Genomic DNA, 17,276 nt, shown 5'->3' on the forward strand with positions numbered 1-17,276 from the left:
CGAACAATCCTTGCAATTGTTCGTTGAGACACTACACGCGATTCTTATTCGCTTTTTATTTTATTTCGCATAGTCAACGGCACGTGTTTCACGGATAACCGTTACTTTGATATGTCCTGGATAATCCAAGTCATCTTCAATTTTCTTCCGAATGTCTCGAACTAAACGAACAGATTCTAAATCAGAAATTTCTTCTGGTTTCACCATGACACGAACTTCACGTCCTGCTTGAACAGCAAAACTTGAATCAACGCCTTCAAAACTATTAGAAATATTTTCTAAGTTTTCTAAGCGGCGAATGTAGTTTTCTAACGATTCACTACGTGCACCTGGACGGGCTGCAGATAACGCATCTGCGGCTGCCACTAAAACAGAAATAACTGAGGTTGCTTCCACATCACCATGATGCGAGGCAATGGCATTAATAACTACTGAATTTTCTTTATATTTCGCAGCTAATTCTGCGCCAATCTCAACGTGAGAACCTTCAATTTCATGATCCAATGCTTTCCCAATATCATGTAGTAAACCTGCACGTTTGGCTAATTGAACATCTTCGCCTAATTCGGCGGCTAAAACGCCAGCCAGTTTTGCTACTTCGATTGAGTGGTTCAAGACATTTTGACCATAACTTGTTCTGAAACGTAAACGGCCTAAAATTTTAATTAAATCAGGATGTAACGTATGAGCACCTACTTCAAAGGCTGCTTGTTCTCCGTATTCACGAATCCGTTCATCCATTTCTTTACGTGATTTTTCTACCATTTCTTCGATACGAGCGGGATGAATCCGACCATCTTGGATTAATTTTTCCAAGGTCATTCGAGCGATTTCTCGTCTGATTGGATCAAATCCGGATAACACAACCGCTTCTGGCGTATCATCAATGATTAAGTCAATCCCTGTTAATGTTTCCAATGTACGAATATTACGTCCTTCACGACCAATAATGCGACCTTTCATCTCATCATTTGGTAAAGTGACCACGGAAACAGTTGTTTCAGAAACAGAATCGGCGGCGCAACGTTGAATTGCTAGGGAAAGCAAGTTCTTCGCTTTGCGATCAGATTCTTCTTTGGCACGTTGTTCTGACTCCTTGACCATCAAGGTTAGTTCATGATTCAACTCTTCTTCTGTTGACTTCATAATAATCGATTTTGCTTCTTCTTTTGAAAGGGAAGCAATTCGTTCTAATTCTTGATGTTGCTGATTAATTAAGTTTTCTACTTCTTTTTCTCGCTCATCAATTAATTGCTGTCTAGCACCAAGTTTCTCTTCTTTTTCTTCCAGTGAGCCTTCACGTTTTTCAAGAGAGTCATCTTTACGATCCAACGTTTGTTCCCGTTGAATTAAACGATTTTCTTGAGATTTAAGTTCTAATCTGCTTTCTTTCAACTCACTTTCAATTTCTGAACGATACTTCTGGTTCTCTTCCTTAGCTTCTAGCAATGCTTCTTTTTTCAGTGTTTCTGATTCTTTCCGAGCGTTCTCGAGAATACTCGACGCTGAAATTTTTGCACCATTTATTGCTTTATCATGACGTGACTTTGCAATAACAAATCCTAAACCAAGACCGACAATCAAACCGACGATAGCGAGGAGAATATTTAAAACCATATTTCCACCTCCATACTATCTTTTTGTTAATTCATATCTTGTAGTTTTTTGATAAACTAAAATCAATTATCAATATGCCTACTTGCATATTTGTGCATACACACAATTTTATTCTAATGTTTGTCGCGAAAGGTGTCAACTTAAAAAAGCCCTTTCTTTTGGAAAGGGCAGCAAATATTAGACAACGTCACATTTTTAGGTTTCCGCCGTCACGAATTGTTTAAATTTTAGAACAAACGCCGCATAGTCTGCTGTTTGACTAAGCTGCTTGATGTGGATGGGTTCGGACATGGACAACAGTCTATTTAACAATTTAGTTCTAAACAAAAAAAGACAACACCTGTCCTGTTCAGTAAGTGTTGTCTTTCTTCTTAACGAGTCGTATTCACTCGTTATCTATTCATCTAAGGGTAATTCTTCTTGACCTTCTGCTTCTTCTGTAATGGTTGAACCGTCACCGATGCCGTATGCATCACGGACCAATTTAGACACTTCTGCCATCATTTCAGGATGATCCGCCATGTATTGTTTGGCATTTTCACGGCCTTGGCCAATTCGTTCTTCTTTGTAGCCATACCAAGCACCACTTTTACTGATAAGGTCTTTTTCCACAGCCATATCTAGTAATTCGCCTTCTTGGGAAATACCTTGGCCATACATGATATCAACTTCTGCCACTTTAAATGGTGGCGCCACTTTGTTTTTAACGACTTTAATTTTTGTGCGGTTACCGACGATGTCTGTTCCTTGTTTTAACTGTTCTGCACGACGGACTTCTAGACGAACCGTTGCGTAGAATTTCAATGCACGTCCACCAGGAGTTGTTTCAGGATTTCCGAACATCACGCCAACTTTTTCACGAATTTGGTTAATGAAAATAGCAATTGTTTTTGTCTTATTAATTGAGCCTGATAATTTACGTAGTGCTTGAGACATTAGTCGAGCTTGTAAGCCGACATGGCTCGCTCCCATCTCACCATCAATCTCTGCACGAGGAACTAACGCAGCAACCGAGTCGATAACAACGATGTCAATCGCACCACTTGAAACTAAGGCATCGGCAATCTCTAAGCCTTGCTCGCCCGTATCTGGTTGAGATAAAAGTAATTCATCGATGTTAACGCCTAGTTTCTCCGCATATTGAGGATCCAATGCATGCTCAGCATCGATAAAAGCGGCTGTTCCACCATTTCGTTGCACTTCTGCAATTGCGTGTAAAGAAACAGTTGTTTTACCTGAACTCTCAGGACCATATACTTCAATAATTCGGCCACGTGGATACCCACCTACGCCCAATGCAACATCTAACGCTAAAGAACCACTAGGGATAGTTGAAATTTTTTGATCAGCTTTTTCGCCTAATTTCATAATAGAACCTTTCCCAAAGTTCTTTTCAATTTTTTTCAGTGCGGCATCTAAAGCCACTTTACGATCATCTGCCAATGGATAATCCTCCTTTAATTTATATAAACTTATTTTTCATTTCCTGTTAGTAGGTCTATCATATCTCTTTTGTACCAAAAAAGCAAGAAAAAACCGAACAAACATTCGCATATTTATTTTTTATTAATGATTCGGCGCCGCAAAAGATCTAACCCTCGCATAACCGCACTCTGTCTAATATAATTTCGGTCACGGTTAAAATGGAAACATTCTGCAACGGTTGGTTGGCCTTCTTCCGCCAGCCCAATCCAAACAGTGCCTGTCGGTTGACCTTCGATTGGGTCACCAGCGACCCCAGTAAATGATAAACCATAGTTAGATTTAGCTAACTGACGCGCTTTCTCTGCCATTTCTTTGGCACACGCTTCACTTACCGTGCCATGTTCTTCTAAAAGTTCATGAGAAATTCCTAAAAAGTTCTCTTTTGTTTCTTGCGAATACGTCACGAAGCCTCCCTTAAAAATCTTCGAAGCACCCGCAATTTCCCCCAGTGTACTTTGGAATAGGCCAGCGGTGAGGCTCTCAGCAGCCGTGACGGTTTGTCCGTTTTGTAATAACAAATCCACTGTTACCTTGGCTAAACTATTGTCATCCCCATACCCATAAAAATAGTCTCCCACTTTAGCTAAAACCTTTTCTTCCGTCGCGGTTAATAATTCTTCGCCAGCTACTAAGTCTTTTGTTTTAACTGTTAAACGAAGTGTCACTTCATTAGGCTTAGCATAAGGCGCAATGGTTGGATTCGTTTGGTGCGCAATCAACGATTGAATCTCGGTCACCAGCTGGGATTCACCAATGCCATAAAAACGCAAGACTCTTGAAATCAATTGTTCTTCTTGTGGAAACGCATTAATCAATAAAGGTCGTGCCGCTTGTTGAAACATCGGAATTAATTCATTGGGCGGCCCTGGTAAGAGCAAATAGCTTGTTGTGCCTTCTGTTACGAAAGAACCAACCGCTAATCCTGTCGGGTTTTGAAGAACTTGTCCACCTTCAATGGCTAACACTTGTCGTAGATTATTTTCCGTCATTGGCCGCTTAGACTGTTGGAAAAACTGGTGTAAGCGGTTCAATCCTTCTTGATCTTCTACTAATGATTTATGGAGATGTTGTGCGACAACTTGCTTGGTTAAATCGTCTTCTGTAGGTCCTAGCCCTCCACAAAGGACAATTAAATCACTTCTTTGTTCTGCTTCTGTTAGTAGCGTTTCTAAGCGGCCGCCGTTATCGCCAACAACGGTCTGATAGTAAACATCGATGCCTAGCGCAGCTAACTCTTCTGATAAAAAGGTGGCGTTGGTATTCACTACTTGTCCAAGTAATAATTCTGTTCCGACTGCAATGATTTCTGCTTTCATTGATTTCCCCTTCTCTAATAACATACGTAGTTAAACTCACTTTCCATTTTAGCACAACAAAATTTTTACAAAAGAATTTGAGCTTCAGGAAATAATTTTTTTATCAGGAAATTTATTAATTATTACGAAAAAAATGTTCATTTCCTCACAATACATTGTATAATAACGTTATATCGAAAGGAGAGAAATGAATGAGTGTAGTATTAGTACTTTTGGGTCTATTAGGGTTACTTGTCAGCGGGGGACTGACTATCAAAGCATTAATTAAGAAACAACCGAAAAAACAATATGGCTATACCGCATTAGCAAGTGCCGCTCTATTTATTGGTGGGGTTGCCACGACAGATTCTTCCCCAACGCTTTCACTTGATGCAGAGAGTGTTGAAACCGATGCCAATGGCTCAGCCACCATCAAAGGCGAATACGACGGCAACAGCAAACTAACGGCCAATGGCAAGGAAGTAAAAACGAAAGACAAAAAGTTTGCTTACAAAGTAAAACTGTCCGATGAAAAAACGCAAAAAATCACCTTTGTAGCTGAGAAGAAAGATACCAAAGTTGAAAAATCAGTCGAAGTCACACCATCAAAAGAATTTATTGCAAGCATCACAGATTCTGAACAAGAATTGGCCAAAACAGAAAAAGCCTTAGCTTACGCTGAAAAGCAACCTTCTCAGAAAAACTATGATGAAGCCGCAACCTTAGTATCTTCATTAAGTCAAGAATACGAGGAATACAATGATCGCCTTGAAAAAATCAAAGAAGCAGTACCTGTTGATGAAGCAGTTACAACTGCTGAAAAATCTAAAAGTAAAAGCGATTATCAAGCAGCTGAAAAATTAGTAGCTGCTGCCCCAGTTGGCAAAGAAGGATTTCAACAACGATTAACGACTGTTCAAACCGCTATCGCTGAAAAAGAAAAAAATGAACAATTAGTCGCCAGTGCAACTGCCGCTGTTGAAAAAGCTGAACAAGAACCAACCAATGAAGCTTACTATAATGAAGCGGTCAAACAAATTGACGCTTTAAACTCCCCAAATCAAGCTTTAACAAAACGGGTAGCCGTTGTTAAAACTCAATTAGATGCCCACAAAGAAAAACAACGAAAAGAAGCAGAAGCTCAGAAACTAGCCGCTGAAAAAGCGCAAAAAGAACAAGCCGAAGCGGCAGCAAAAGCGCAAGCTGAAGCAGAGGCGCAACAAGCCGCACAGGCGCCGGCGGAAGTCGAGACGGCTGCTGCAAATGCTGGTCCAGAAACAAGCGCAACTGTTCTTGTGACACCAACTGGCAGTAAATACCATGCACGCAAATGTGGAAATGGAACCTATACGGCAACTACGTTGGCAGATGCCCAAGCAAGAGGCTTAACACCTTGTTCTAAATGTTATTAATTTTTGTGTAAATAAAGACAGAAGCGAGAGATAAAACATTTTATCTCTCACTTCTTTCTTTATTTATGATTTTTTTCTTTTATTGATACACACTGATTCGTTGATTTGGGTGTGCATTACTTTCCACTTCATCTAACATGGCAACGGCGTAGTCTGCGTAACTAATGTAACTGTCACCTTGACTATTGGTTGTTAATTCTTCGCCAGCGACTTCATAATGGCCTGTCGCAGGACCATCAGCATCAAACATGGCTGCAGGACTAATATAGGTCCAGTGGATGTTTTGAGCTTCTTTCAATAAGTTTAAAGCTTCGCCCATCGCCGAAGCTAATGGCTGAATTTCTGCTGGGAATGATGGTGTATCTTTTAATTGAGTTGTGTGTTCTGGGTCCACATACAAGGTTCCAGCGCCCCCAACGACAAACAAGCGCGTTTTTTGATTGGTTAAAATCTCAATCAAATGTTTGGTAGATTTGGGGAAATCTTGCACATCAGGGAATCCTAAGGCACTAATTAATACATCAAACGCTTGAATATCTTCTGTTGTTAATTGATAAACATCTTTTTCAATGGTCGGTGTGCCATCTGTTATTTTTGAGGCATTACGAACGATGGCTGTCACGTCCATCCCGCGACGTTTAGCTTCTGCTAAAAGTAATTGTCCTTCTTTTCCTGTTGCTCCTAATACTGCTACTTTCATGTAAATCATCCTTTCATTTTTAAATAGAACTAAAATAGTTACATTTAATACTTTAAAAGTAGAGAGATTACTTATCTCTCTTAACTTCTATTTCATGAATCACATCTGCTAAGGTGATGCTTTTCAATTCTTCTTCCATTTTTTGTTGCACTTTAGTAAATTCAGTTTCTAGTACCGATTGGATATTTGCCCCAACGGAACAGTTTGGATTAGGATTTTGATGGATATTGAAAATCTCTCGTTCCAATTCAACCGCTGTATAAATTTCATACAGTGAGATCTCTTCTGGTTTCTTTAATAAGGTATTTTTATTGGCTCCACGCATGGAATGAATCAAGCCGGCTTTTTTTAATTGACTCATTAGTCGTCGAACAACGACTGGATTCGTATTCACGCTCGAAGCAATGTATTCAGAAGTCACTTGTTCTTGAGGACCTGTTTCAATCAAACTTAAAATATGAATCGCAACACTTAATTTCGTTGACATGGCCATGTCTAATCACTCCAAACTAAATGTAACGTTATTTGTTACATTTACAGAATACGCTGTTTCGTTTTATTTGTCAATGAGAAACCTCTGACTATTCAAAATAAAAATCATTTGTTGAAACAACACGGGCCCCAAACGGCATTAACGCTAATTTCGCCAATTTAAAGGATTGTTGCCCAAACGGAATACCGATGATTGTCAGACAAAGCAACAAGCCACTAATACAATGCCCAATTGCTAATGGTAGTCCACTGATAATCAGCCAAATAATATTTACCACCAAAGATACGCCGCTATCACTATACACGACTCGCTTTTTAAACGGCCAAAAGCTCAACCCCGCTAATTTAAAACATTGTAAACCAATCGGAATACCGATAATTGTAATACACCAAATCACGCCTGCGAATAACCAAGATAAGCCACCAAAAAAGCCGCCAAAGATGAACCATAAAATATTGCCAAGTGTTTTCATTCTTGTTCCTCTACTTTCCTCATTAAAAATTATGTATGTGAGTAAGTATACCACGAAAGCTTCTTTTTGTTTCAAACAATATTGTAAGGTTGCTGACTCGTTAAAAGACGAAGACGCTGTTTCATGATACAATGAAGAAACTAACGATAAAGGAGCAGACTTCATGGACTTACATTTAACCGTTGATCTAAAAAAAACAAAGACACTCATTGATTTAGCCGATCAGGCCCACTTAATCATTGAACAAACAACTAAATTACCGAAAAAAGAGGCAGCGATTCTTTTCTTGCTAAGAGATAACCAACTAGTTGCTTTAGGACTTGCTGAAGAAAAAGCTACATATAAAGAAGTTTCTTTTGATCACTCGATTTTATTGAAACCGACTTGGGACACAGAACTTGCCTATTTAGCGCAAGCTTTCCTAGATGATGCGAAAGAAAGTGGTTTAACATTGGAAGCAACCCCAACGACAGTCAAAATTCCGAAAAGTGCGGTAGCGACAGTGACTAACTATAAAGAAACAGTCACCTTTATCTTGGAACGTTTTGGCTACTCTCTGTTTAAAAAACCGGCGCCGAAGAAAGCCAGACCAGCCAAAGCACGCCACAAATGGACAAAAGAAGTCAGCCAAATTCCTTTTTATATTGATACTCGACAAAGCAAAGCAACTGTTTTTTGGCAAAAGCGCAATGAAATGCTTATTAAAGCTGGCGCGACAATGATGCCAGAAGCCCCTTTAAATAAAGACGGGTCTGTCGGTTTCTCCGCTAGATTTGGTGAAAAACTTCGTGATGAACGCAAGGGCCAATTTAAAGACTTTGTCACAACGGAAGATATCGTCTTAAAAAGCGTTAATGAAGTCGGCTTGTTTCTCTATTTTGCTGGAACAAACAGCTGGTTAGAGCTAGTTGATGAGAACGGCAAAACCTTAAATGAATGGACTGTGGTGGAATAAACCTTATAAAAAATGTCGCACCTGATTTTTATGATTCAGGCGCGACATTTTTTTAATTTAAATAACTTTTTGCTATCGCTTGATACTTATCAATCATATCTAAATAATTATCAATTTCGACATATTCGTCGACTTGGTGTGCAGTAGTGGTCACACCTGGTCCAAAGACAACGCAATCAAATGTATTGTCTGATTTAGTAAATTCAGCTAAGTCTGTGGTCCCAGCGCTTGTCACTAATGGTAATGGTTGATCAAATTGGGCTTGAATGGCTTGAATTAACGCAGAATCTTTCTCAGCTTTTACAGGAATTTTATTGTAATCAATCGTTAATTCTAACTGATGTTTTTCTTTTTTGTTCAATTCATCAACAATTTTTTGTAATAACGCAATAACTTGGTCGTTGCTGAATTCTGGAATTGAACGGATATTCCCTTGCAAGGCTGCTTGACCTGGAATACTGTTCACTTGTGTGCCACCTTTAATGACGGTTACATTGTGAATCGTTCGACCCAATTCAGGATTTTCATAGTTTGCTGTGACTTCCGCCATTTGTTGGTTTGCTTCTGTAATAAATTCGTTCAAATTATTAATCGCGTTAATGCCTTCTTCTGGCATCGAACTGTGGGCTTCTTTTCCGTGTGACACAACAGAATAGTTAATTGAACCCATGTGCGCATACATCAAGTTATAATTGGTTGGTTCTCCAATGACTAAGGCACTTAAATCATCCGCATAGCCTTTTTCAGTTAATTGGCCAGCACCTAGCTCACCGACTTCTTCACCAACTGTACCTAAAAATTTAACCGCTCCATTTAATGGAACTTCCTTTTCTTTTAATTCAATCATTGCTAAAACCATTGCGACTAAGCCGCTTTTCATGTCCGTTGAGCCACGGCCATACAATTTATTTCCTTCAATATGGGCCGCAAATGGCGGGAAAGTCCATTGACTTTCGTCCCCTTCAGAAACCACGTCCATGTGGCCACTAAACCCTAAGACTTTTTCTCGGTTTTCACCTAAATAAGCAACCAAACTACTACGATTTGGTGCATAAGAAACAAGTTCAGAAGGGATCTCATATTTCTTCAAAAGATTTTGTAAATAGATTGCCACTTCTTCTTCGTTTCCATTTACAGATTTAATTTTAACCACATCTTGTAAAATACTAATTTTTTCTGATTTTTCCATTGCCATTCGCCCTTTCTTGTTATGCTTAATTCTAGTGTACGCTTCTCTCAGTAAAACCGCAACTGACTTGGTTAGGTCAGTTAAAAACACGCGACATTTCTTAAAACTGTCGCGTGTTTTTTGCTGAGTTTATTTTAAATAATTAGGCGCTGCCAATTCATTCTCAATGACTTGATTAGGGATCACAAATTCAGGGGTGCCCATATAGTAAGGCGCAATCTCTCCTTGAGGAAACACAATCACTAATTGGTGTTTTTCATTGATATAGAAAGGTTGGTCCTTTTTAATTTTTTTGAAGGGTTGAACATCACTGGGGGCATCCTCTTTTTCGGACCAGTATATTTTATTGCTATCGTTCTTCATTTGGTCTGCTATTTGTTGTTTAATTTCACTACTAATGACATCAATGTAAAAATCATTTTTAAAAATTAAGGGGAGTGAAACGACAACATTGGCTCGTTTGTCGATGGTGTCATATTTCGTTGTCGTCGCAGAGCTGCCTTTAATTTCTGTGAAGGTTCGTTTGACCACTAGGAAACGACGGTCGTCCACGACTTTTTCATAATCTCCAGTGACTGAAACACGAGAACCATCAAACAATTGCCCTTTGACTTGTTGAAATTCTGTTTGGGCTTCTTTCAAGTATTTTTTGTTGAGCGTGTCGGCTACTGAAGATTCTTGGGATGTTTGGATTTTAGGGACATCGATGTTTACTTCACTTTCCTGTTTTTTCGCTGTCAACGTTTTGATGGTGACTAATTGAACAATTTTATCTAACACAGGAATGTTGCGGGCTGCTTCACTAAAACCTGGAAACAAATTGACTGATAAGACAAAGCCACAAGCCACCACTAGACTACTTTGCAGTGAGCGGTTTCTAAAACGAAGCCAGGTGTACCGCTTTTTCTCTTTATGAAAACGCGCTTTGACTTCCGCTTGTAGATCCGTTGGCAACGGTTGTTGGCGGTATTCTTTTGAAAAGTTTTTAACAACGCTTTTTACAAAATCTTCCATTATTTTTTCGCTTCCTTTCTTTTACTAATTCAATAGACTTCGGAGTTCATTCAAACTGCGGTACATCTTCGTTTTAATCGTGTTTTCGTTAATATCCAGGATCAAGGCGATTTCTTTTAGCGTAAATCCTTCAAAAAATTTTAATAGAATAATTTCACGATTGGGACTATCTAATTGATTAATAATTTCTTCAATTTCTAAAAAACTGCGTTGGGGATTATTTAAAAGGGCTAACACATGTTCATCTTTTTCAATATGAACGGCTTCTCGTTTCTTTTTACGCCAATAATCTGTCGCTACAGAAAGCAGAATTCGAAAGAACCACGCGTCAAAATCCTTAATATCGGGTCCTTTTTGGATGGCCTTCAGTGCCTTTTCAAAGCTTTCTTGAATCACATCCAAGGCATCTTCTTTCGAATGTGTATAGTTAAAGGCAATGCGATACATTTTTTCATATTTGGTATCAACAAGCGTTTCTAACGCGCGAATTTGTTTTTTTCTTTTCCAACCATCGAAAACCATCGATTTCTGGAACCTCCTTTCCTGTACACTTATATAGACGAATCACAAGCATAAAAAGTTTCAACTTTTTTATTATTTTTAATTTTTATATTCTAAAAGAAAAAGCGCGGTACAAAAATCACTTTGGATTTTTGCTCCACGCTCAAAATCTGATAAACGGCGGGAACAGAACCAGCTCCTTCGGAAATAAGCCGAAATTATCCAAAAATTAAAGAACAATTTCCGGAAATTTCTTCTTATTTCTCGGAGCTAAGCGGTGCTGTCCCGACCTTGTTTTCTTCTCCCGAGTGCGGTCTTAGTGCACTCAGCGTTTTAATAAAATGCGACCAATCAACAGGACGTGGTGGCGCTAGCCAAATAATTTGAGTAATCTCAGGCCAATCGACAAAATGAATATCCGATAAAATTAATTGTACACTTTCATCTACATGTGCTTTGAAAATGATATTCCATTCCGTAATTTTTTCAATATTTTTTTGTATCATACGATTATAGGCTTCACCAAAGGAAAAGTCGACACACAATGTAATCGGAGCCAAAACTTTTTTCAATGGTAACGCATCCACCATTAACAACAGATACCGATAAAATAAAAACTGTCTGGCATCCCAAACAGCGGGATTCGTTTTTTGTTCTTGAATAAATTGTCGACTAGCAGAAAAATACTCTGTATACGTTTCTGCAAAGTAGGTTATATCCATTTTGCGATAACTATAGTTTGCTTCTATTGGAAAATGGAACAATTTAAAATGAACGATTGTTACTTTTTGTTCAAAACCTCGCAGGACTTCCTCGGAAAGCTGAAATTGTATTTTTAAATAGCTTAACAAGTCACGATTCAATTGTTGAATTTCTGCAAATCTTTGGCAAAGTGCTGCTGAAGCTACTTGAAGCCACTCTTCAGCAATTAAAAATAAGAGTAAATAATTGCCTTCGTTTATTCGTTGTGGTTCTGGGACTTGAAGACTCTCTAACCAATTGAAAACATTCTGCTGATTGTCACCGGCTAATTGTTTTAACACTTGCGAATCTACTTTTTTCTCTACATAAAACTGTTGCTGCGTTCGTACTAAAGAAACCGCCAAAAAATGAAAACATTTAGCTTGTGCATAGCCCGCACGTTGATTAAGATGTACCTTCTCAGAAAAAAATAGCTCAAAGTTCCGAATCTGCTCTAAAACTTTTTTACCGTACAATGAAAAATCACGTTGGTATAATTGTAAAAAAACCAGTGTTGTTACTTCGCGTAAATTGGTTTCATTTCCCACCAAGTGAAATTCTTTATTAATTGTAATTTGATAATTTTCCAGCATTTTCTTTAATTCCTTGAACTCCTTATAAGCCAATGTGTGACTAACAAAGTGTTCTAAAGCAAACTCATTCACAGAATCAAAACGCTGAAAAAAGAAATCTTGAAACATAGCAAAACGTAACGACTCTTTAATATAGCAATCAATCAAAGTATCGGAAGTTTCCGTTCCTGATTCATTAAGCGTTAAGAAAATACCATCGCTCACAATTTGAAAATCCTCTGATAAACCAAATTCAATAAAATCGGCATTTAATTCAGCGACCGTTTTGTTCACGATAAATTCAGATAATTCTAACTCCTGCATTACAGTTTCTTTTGACTCTGTTAACATCGGTGCATTTTCCAGTAACTGAAATAAGGCGATTTTTCTTTTATCAACTTTATTTAAAAACATCATCAATATCATAGACTTCTCTCACATCCATTTTTTTCCCATACAATCCATTTCCTGAAAGAAAGTACCCAACCGCTGCTAAATAGCTTTCAGATTCTTCATCGCCGCCTGCACCAAGTCCGTTAGGAAAGACAAAATCTTTATTTACTTGTAAGGGATGAGCCGTTGTTTCTTTTGTTTGTTTCTTTTTTTCTTTTGACATTGCCGGTTTCTCCACAGGTTTGTCTTTTTTCTTGGGTGAAGGCTTTTTTTCTTCAGAAGGAACCGTAGTTTTTTGATCTTCCGGAGGGGTCGGCGCAGGTTGTTCCGGTTCTGACTTTTCCTGAGGGGTGATTGATTCTGGTTTTGGTTGAATTTCTTCCGTTGGTTCTAAGGGATTATAAATAGGTGTCGCCAATGTTTGAATTGGTTCTATTTCGACAGCCGTAAAAATTAGCAAAGAACTAAATAAAAAAAGATACTTTTTTCTCATGGCTTCTCACTCTCTCTACCTCTACTTTATGGGAAGCAATTCCTTGTAAAAGTACCTTTACTTTTACAAGGAAAACCCTTTTTGTCAATAGATAGCCCTTTTTATTACTCAGATTGTTGTTCTTCCTCTTTTTTCTTTTTACGATACAAGAAGAAAATCAATAAGAGCAGCGCTAGAATGATTAATGCAATCAGTAGATACAACCACCAATTGGTTCCTTTAATGGTTACGTCTTTTTCATTTAATTCTTTAGCGACGTCCCCAGAAATAGTAAATTCTTTTGTAAATTCCCATTTGTACAGGTACCGTTCTTCACCATTGGCGCCTTTGACTTGATAGGTGCCCTTTTCATCTTTTACACCATAGGCCGTTGATTTCAAGACATATTTCCCTGGCGTTAATCGTTCCCCTTTTAAAGAAATTGGGTAACTAAAGTTAGAGTTTGGCGCCACTTGCATATCCTCAGTATCGGATTGGTAAAGCGTTTCGCCTCCTTTTGAAACAGTGTTGATTAAATGTAATTGGTTTAAGTAGGCCGCTTGTGGGTTTTGTAAAGAAACATTGATGACGTTTCGCGCGTTGACTTGGCCTGGTTTAACCCCCAGTAATTTTAAATCTGGTTGAACCTTTGTCTCATTTTGCTGAAGAATAATAGCCACAACATAGGAGTATTCATTATTAATAGCTAACCCTTTTGATTGATCCGCAGAAGTCGTGGTTTCTTTCTTTTTCTCTTTGAGTGTTATGCCGCCAGCCATCACGCCATCAAAAGAATCTTTAGGCATCGTGATGGTTAAAGGTAAGGTCTTTTGGGAATGCTTCGGCAAGATGATTTCTTTCGGTGCTTCCACATAATCTTTTAAGTTAAAGCGTAAAGTTTTGTCAGGTTTGATCCCGTTTTGGCCATATTCTACTACGCCATTTAAATTCGTTGTCGCTGAGTTCACTGTATTTTCAATGGTAATGTCTTCATCTGTATCATTACGTAACTGAATTTCTACGGTTTGTTTGGCACCAGGCGCCATTTTTAAGTCAAAGTAGGTTTTTGATTTGTCCACTTGATTTTCGGGAATTGTTGGTGTGACCGCAAAATTAAATTCAGAAGCGTGCGCCTCCACGCCAATCCAGCCAAATAACATACAAGCGATTACCGTTGTATATACTTTCCATCTGTTCATATTCATTCTCCTATGTCTTTCATTCTTTGTTGTATTATAAGCACCAAAAGACCGAAAGATAAGCCAAAAATTTTTGACTTATATCCCGATCTTGCGTGTATGCTGTCGTTCTTAGTTTCCTGTGTTAGCAGGTGTATCTGTCAAAGTCCAAGTAAAAGTTGTCGTGTATTTTTTCGCATATTTTGTGGTTGAACCAGGTACTTCTAATGAAATACTTGTTTTAGCGGCATCTACACTATCGCCCCAGCTCATTAAGTACGTACCCGCACCTTCTTTATCGCCAGCAGCCATGACCACTGATTCAGCCCCAGTTGGGTTTAATTCAATCGTAGCTGGCGCTGTCGTTGGTTTTGCAGATTGTGAAGCTGAAACCACGCGTCCGTTGCTTAAAGTTACTTTGGCCGCTGTTAGTTCTTGGTTGGCTTCAGTTTTGAATTGACCATTTTGTTTTACTTTTAACGTCCAACCTGTTTCAGTCCCACGATTATCTGAGACTTGAACAAAGTTCGGGCCTTCTTGGTCGGCACCAGCATTATCTTTGTATTTTTGTGTTTCTGCATAGTAGGTCATATTTTTTGAGGTAATCGTTTGTTCCCCAAAAGATAAGCTAGATGCATAGTCAATGGATAACGGACCTGCTGTCCCTGGCTTAGGCCCTGTCGGATCAGTTGGATCAACTGGCGTAATTGGTTTATCCGGATCTGGATTCGTCGGATCAACTGGATTCGTTGGGTTCGTATTTGGTGCAAATTGAATCGCTCCGTTTGTTTGGTATTCACCACCGTCGACTGCTAATGCACTCATTGGTACAAGTGCCAATGCGCCTAAAGTTGTGGTTGCCATCAATGTCATTACTTTTGTCTTTTTCATTTATTTCCCTCCATTATTTACTGGTACATCTGAAAGTAGCCAAGTCAATGTTGTTTTATATTGTACTGCATCCTTAGGGGTTTTCCCGGGAACAGTTAGTGAGATTGCCCGTGTGATCGTGGCATTTACTTGCTGTCCTTGTTGATTTTTTTCGGTCACTTTTTCTGCTTGCCCCCACAGCGTGATCCACGTTCCGGCGCCGGTCTTTTCTGGGGCTTGCATGACAACAGTTTCTGCGCCCGCAGCATCTAATTGAATGTTTGCGGTAGCAGTTGGCGGCAATACGTCCGTCGCATTTGAGCGCACACTGGGCTCAGTAAAGGCAACGATGGCGCCTGTTAATTCTTTGTGTAATGTTTCTGCATTACGAAATTGACCATTTTGTTTCACTTTTAAAACCCAGCCAGCATTGGTTCCCCGTAAATCACTTACTTGTACATAATTAGCAGTTGCCAATTCACTTGCTGAACCATCTGGATTTTTATAGGTTTGCGCTCTGGCAAAATACGTTTGATCCTTATTCGATATCTCATTACTCCCAAAATCCAAACTTGAGGCATAATCGATGGAAAGTGGCCCAGGGGTACCTGGATTAGGTCCATCAGGATTCGTTGGATCGACTGGTCGAACTGGTTTTTCTGGATCGGGATTTTCTGGATTTACTGGATCCGTCCCATCTGTGCTTGGGGTAAAAACAATCGACTGTTCGCTATCAAAAACGACCGTCGCCGCTTCAGCAGGAACAGTGGCGCCAAGCAACATTGTTCCGAATAACAAGGAGTAGACGACTGTTTTTTTCATTTACTTAGCCTCCAACATTCGTTGGTACAGATTTCAATGTCCATGTTAAGGTCGTACGATATTCTTTTGCTAATTTAATCGCTTTACCTGGGACATTTAATTTCACGGCAGTAGCACCTTCTGTCGCATCTTTCCCAAAACGATAGACCCAAGTCCCCATTCCTTTGCCATCTTCTGCTTTGACTAATTCTACTTCTGTTCCAGGAACAAAGGTATGTGCTGCTGTTGGTGTTGGCGCGTATGCGGCATCAACAATCGATGTCACACCTGCATTGGCAATCGATAAAGCGGCCCCCACTAATTCTTCATTTTGGGCTGTTTTGAATTGCGCATTTTGTACAGCGCTTAACGTCCAGCCTTCTTGTGTCCCACGTTTATCCGTTACCTGAACATAGTTGGGACCTGTTGTTCCATCTTTAAATGTTTGAATTTGTGCGTAATAATCTTTCGTATCGGAAGTGATTTTTTGGGCGCCAAATTGAAAGCTTGAAGCATAGTCAATTGATAAGGGGCCTGCAGTCCCTGGTTTTGGTCCAGTTGGGTCAGTTGGATCTTCTGGTTCAACTTTTTCATCTGGATTGGTTGGGTTAACTGGCTTCGTTGGATCTGTATCTGGTTCAAATGTAATGGCGCCATTACTTGTATAGTTCACGTTAATGTCTTCCGCAAATGCTTGTTGTGTCGCTAGGACACCGCTAAATCCTACAATCCCTACTACTGCTAATACTGTTTTTTTCATCTTCTCTTCTCCTTTTAATAAATAATATGCCTATAGTGATAAGGCTGATTCCCAAATAAATAAATGGTTCTTGATTGGTGGTACCTGTCGCTGGTAATCTTCCTTGGCGCGACCCATATACGCCAGAAGAAAGGACGGATGAAGCGCCTCCGTCAGCTGGCTTGGTGGGTTCGGTCGTTGTGGAAGAATTACTTGTCGCTGTTGTCGACTCTTCTGCGGGATATTCATACGTTCCATAAAAGGAGACAACACCACTATTTTCATAAGCTGCTTCCCCAAACGCAGTGTCTGAATGACAGAAGCTGAAAAGACCTAAAAAACAACTAAGCAAAAGGTATTTTTTCATCTCACTTCTC

Annotated in this window: 18 protein-coding genes; 2 read left to right on the plus strand and 16 right to left on the minus strand. The window is 39.3% G+C overall.

Annotated elements, in window-relative coordinates:
• Positions 1 to 60 precede the first annotated feature (60 nt).
• The 3 genes from rny to IGJ46_RS12115 all read right to left on the minus strand — a co-directional run bounded on the left by rny (position 61) and on the right by IGJ46_RS12115 (position 4,418).
• Positions 61 to 1,617: a ribonuclease Y gene (gene rny, locus IGJ46_RS12105; RefSeq protein WP_002354863.1), complete on the minus strand. Its 1,557-nt coding sequence runs from the start codon at positions 1,615 to 1,617 to the stop codon at positions 61 to 63.
• Positions 1,618 to 2,013: 396 nt separating this feature from the next.
• Positions 2,014 to 3,060: a recombinase RecA gene (gene recA / locus IGJ46_RS12110; protein WP_002354860.1), complete on the minus strand. Its 1,047-nt coding sequence runs from the start codon at positions 3,058 to 3,060 to the stop codon at positions 2,014 to 2,016.
• Positions 3,061 to 3,173: 113 nt separating this feature from the next.
• On the minus strand, positions 3,174 to 4,418 hold the full coding sequence (locus tag IGJ46_RS12115; RefSeq protein WP_002354857.1) for a competence/damage-inducible protein A: 1,245 nt from the start codon (positions 4,416 to 4,418) through the stop codon (positions 3,174 to 3,176).
• 191 nt (positions 4,419 to 4,609) lie between these two features.
• On the opposite strand from IGJ46_RS12115, the gene IGJ46_RS12120 reads away from it, so the two are divergent.
• Entirely contained in the window at positions 4,610 to 5,809 is a 1,200-nt protein-coding gene (locus IGJ46_RS12120; protein WP_218391306.1) for a hypothetical protein, read from the plus strand.
• Between the two features lie 79 nt (positions 5,810 to 5,888).
• Here IGJ46_RS12120 and IGJ46_RS12125 read toward each other — a convergent pair whose 3' ends face one another.
• The 3 genes from IGJ46_RS12125 to IGJ46_RS12135 form a co-directional block, all read right to left on the minus strand.
• Positions 5,889 to 6,518, minus strand: a complete 630-nt coding sequence (locus IGJ46_RS12125) for an NAD(P)-dependent oxidoreductase (protein ID WP_002396808.1) — start codon at positions 6,516 to 6,518, stop codon at positions 5,889 to 5,891.
• A gap of 58 nt (positions 6,519 to 6,576) precedes the next feature.
• Positions 6,577 to 7,002 carry an Rrf2 family transcriptional regulator gene (locus tag IGJ46_RS12130; RefSeq protein ID WP_002383201.1) on the minus strand — a complete coding sequence of 142 codons (426 nt, stop codon included), beginning with the start codon at positions 7,000 to 7,002 and terminating at the stop codon, positions 6,577 to 6,579.
• Positions 7,003 to 7,090: 88 nt separating this feature from the next.
• Entirely contained in the window at positions 7,091 to 7,474 is a 384-nt protein-coding gene (locus tag IGJ46_RS12135; protein WP_002358999.1) for a YccF domain-containing protein, read from the minus strand.
• A 163-nt stretch (positions 7,475 to 7,637) separates the two neighbouring features.
• Between IGJ46_RS12135 and IGJ46_RS12140 the strand changes: the two genes are divergently transcribed.
• Positions 7,638 to 8,429, plus strand: coding sequence for a hypothetical protein (locus IGJ46_RS12140; protein ID WP_002367471.1), 792 nt, complete (start codon positions 7,638 to 7,640; stop codon positions 8,427 to 8,429).
• Between the two features lie 52 nt (positions 8,430 to 8,481).
• Here IGJ46_RS12140 and IGJ46_RS12145 read toward each other — a convergent pair whose 3' ends face one another.
• The 10 genes from IGJ46_RS12145 to IGJ46_RS12190 form a co-directional block, all read right to left on the minus strand.
• A complete protein-coding gene (locus IGJ46_RS12145) occupies positions 8,482 to 9,618 on the minus strand; it encodes an ArgE/DapE family deacylase (protein WP_002424922.1) in 1,137 nt (378 codons plus the stop codon).
• A 129-nt stretch (positions 9,619 to 9,747) separates the two neighbouring features.
• A complete protein-coding gene (locus IGJ46_RS12150) occupies positions 9,748 to 10,632 on the minus strand; it encodes an RsiV family protein (protein WP_002365402.1) in 885 nt (294 codons plus the stop codon).
• A gap of 24 nt (positions 10,633 to 10,656) precedes the next feature.
• Complete coding sequence (locus IGJ46_RS12155) at positions 10,657 to 11,154, minus strand: RNA polymerase sigma factor (protein ID WP_002360979.1); 498 nt, start codon at positions 11,152 to 11,154, stop codon at positions 10,657 to 10,659.
• Between the two features lie 236 nt (positions 11,155 to 11,390).
• On the minus strand, positions 11,391 to 12,872 hold the full coding sequence (locus IGJ46_RS12160) for a helix-turn-helix domain-containing protein (protein ID WP_010819086.1): 1,482 nt from the start codon (positions 12,870 to 12,872) through the stop codon (positions 11,391 to 11,393).
• Positions 12,847 to 13,332: a hypothetical protein gene (locus IGJ46_RS12165; RefSeq protein ID WP_002354843.1), complete on the minus strand. Its 486-nt coding sequence runs from the start codon at positions 13,330 to 13,332 to the stop codon at positions 12,847 to 12,849. The genes IGJ46_RS12160 and IGJ46_RS12165 overlap by 26 nt, the downstream gene beginning before the upstream one ends.
• Before the next feature lie 104 nt (positions 13,333 to 13,436).
• On the minus strand, positions 13,437 to 14,516 hold the full coding sequence (locus IGJ46_RS12170) for a DUF916 and DUF3324 domain-containing protein (protein WP_014525057.1): 1,080 nt from the start codon (positions 14,514 to 14,516) through the stop codon (positions 13,437 to 13,439).
• Between the two features lie 105 nt (positions 14,517 to 14,621).
• Positions 14,622 to 15,380 carry a WxL domain-containing protein gene (locus IGJ46_RS12175; RefSeq protein ID WP_002383195.1) on the minus strand — a complete coding sequence of 253 codons (759 nt, stop codon included), beginning with the start codon at positions 15,378 to 15,380 and terminating at the stop codon, positions 14,622 to 14,624.
• Positions 15,381 to 16,181, minus strand: a complete 801-nt coding sequence (locus tag IGJ46_RS12180) for a WxL domain-containing protein (RefSeq protein WP_002392703.1) — start codon at positions 16,179 to 16,181, stop codon at positions 15,381 to 15,383. It lies immediately after the preceding gene.
• Between the two features lie 4 nt (positions 16,182 to 16,185).
• Positions 16,186 to 16,920, minus strand: coding sequence for a WxL domain-containing protein (locus tag IGJ46_RS12185; protein WP_002354838.1), 735 nt, complete (start codon positions 16,918 to 16,920; stop codon positions 16,186 to 16,188).
• Positions 16,877 to 17,266 carry an LPXTG cell wall anchor domain-containing protein gene (locus IGJ46_RS12190; protein WP_430613853.1) on the minus strand — a complete coding sequence of 130 codons (390 nt, stop codon included), beginning with the start codon at positions 17,264 to 17,266 and terminating at the stop codon, positions 16,877 to 16,879. The genes IGJ46_RS12185 and IGJ46_RS12190 overlap by 44 nt, the downstream gene beginning before the upstream one ends.
• Between the last annotated feature and the right edge of the window lie 10 nt (positions 17,267 to 17,276).

This window comes from Enterococcus sp. AZ120, assembly GCF_050546165.1.
GTDB classification, from domain to species: Bacteria; Bacillota; Bacilli; order Lactobacillales; family Enterococcaceae; genus Enterococcus; species Enterococcus faecalis.

Excerpts from the sequence above, each read along its gene's own strand:
- rny (WP_002354863.1), bottom strand. The coding sequence starts at position 1,617 with ATGGTTTTAAATATTCTCCTCGCTATCGTCGGTTTGATTGTCGGTCTT.
- IGJ46_RS12115 (WP_002354857.1), bottom strand. The coding sequence starts at position 4,418 with ATGAAAGCAGAAATCATTGCAGTCGGAACAGAATTATTACTTGGACAA.
- IGJ46_RS12120 (WP_218391306.1), top strand. The coding sequence starts at position 4,610 with ATGAGTGTAGTATTAGTACTTTTGGGTCTATTAGGGTTACTTGTCAGC.
- IGJ46_RS12125 (WP_002396808.1), bottom strand. The coding sequence starts at position 6,518 with ATGATTTACATGAAAGTAGCAGTATTAGGAGCAACAGGAAAAGAAGGA.
- IGJ46_RS12130 (WP_002383201.1), bottom strand. The coding sequence starts at position 7,002 with ATGGCCATGTCAACGAAATTAAGTGTTGCGATTCATATTTTAAGTTTG.
- IGJ46_RS12135 (WP_002358999.1), bottom strand. The coding sequence starts at position 7,474 with ATGAAAACACTTGGCAATATTTTATGGTTCATCTTTGGCGGCTTTTTT.
- IGJ46_RS12140 (WP_002367471.1), top strand. The coding sequence starts at position 7,638 with ATGGACTTACATTTAACCGTTGATCTAAAAAAAACAAAGACACTCATT.
- IGJ46_RS12145 (WP_002424922.1), bottom strand. The coding sequence starts at position 9,618 with ATGGAAAAATCAGAAAAAATTAGTATTTTACAAGATGTGGTTAAAATT.
- IGJ46_RS12150 (WP_002365402.1), bottom strand. The coding sequence starts at position 10,632 with ATGGAAGATTTTGTAAAAAGCGTTGTTAAAAACTTTTCAAAAGAATAC.
- IGJ46_RS12155 (WP_002360979.1), bottom strand. The coding sequence starts at position 11,154 with ATGGTTTTCGATGGTTGGAAAAGAAAAAAACAAATTCGCGCGTTAGAA.
- IGJ46_RS12160 (WP_010819086.1), bottom strand. The coding sequence starts at position 12,872 with ATGATATTGATGATGTTTTTAAATAAAGTTGATAAAAGAAAAATCGCC.
- IGJ46_RS12165 (WP_002354843.1), bottom strand. The coding sequence starts at position 13,332 with ATGAGAAAAAAGTATCTTTTTTTATTTAGTTCTTTGCTAATTTTTACG.
- IGJ46_RS12170 (WP_014525057.1), bottom strand. The coding sequence starts at position 14,516 with ATGAATATGAACAGATGGAAAGTATATACAACGGTAATCGCTTGTATG.
- IGJ46_RS12175 (WP_002383195.1), bottom strand. The coding sequence starts at position 15,380 with ATGAAAAAGACAAAAGTAATGACATTGATGGCAACCACAACTTTAGGC.
- IGJ46_RS12180 (WP_002392703.1), bottom strand. The coding sequence starts at position 16,181 with ATGAAAAAAACAGTCGTCTACTCCTTGTTATTCGGAACAATGTTGCTT.
- IGJ46_RS12185 (WP_002354838.1), bottom strand. The coding sequence starts at position 16,920 with ATGAAAAAAACAGTATTAGCAGTAGTAGGGATTGTAGGATTTAGCGGT.
- IGJ46_RS12190 (WP_430613853.1), bottom strand. The coding sequence starts at position 17,266 with ATGAAAAAATACCTTTTGCTTAGTTGTTTTTTAGGTCTTTTCAGCTTC.